Below are 294 nucleotides of genomic sequence, written 5' to 3' on the forward strand. Positions count from 1 at the left end.
TTGTTGCCGCCCGCCAGGAGCGGCGGCGCTCCGAGAAGCAGCGGGAATTGCTGGTCGGCGAACTCGACCACCGCGTCAAAAACCTTTTAACGACCGTCCAGGCGGTTGCTCGGCAGACCTTCCGGGACAAGGAGCGCACGGACGAAGCGCTTGAGATTTTCAGCAAACGACTGACCGCGATGAGCGGAGCCCATCAATTGCTGATGAAGGACGACTGGCAAGCCGCCAGTCTTGCCGAGCTCGTGGCGGCAGCCGTCACACCCTTCGATAATCCGGAGGCGTCTCAGTTCAGCG

Annotated in this window: 1 protein-coding gene; it reads left to right on the forward strand. The window is 61.9% G+C overall.

The window, feature by feature from the left end; translation table 11 throughout:
• Nucleotides 1-294, forward strand: a 294-nt coding sequence (locus EQW76_RS28865; RefSeq protein ID WP_280176921.1) for an HWE histidine kinase domain-containing protein, incomplete at both ends; no start/stop codon positions are given.

This window comes from Rhizobium sp. rho-13.1 (genome assembly GCF_007000305.1).
Lineage (GTDB): Bacteria > Pseudomonadota > Alphaproteobacteria > Rhizobiales > Rhizobiaceae > Rhizobium > Rhizobium rhododendri.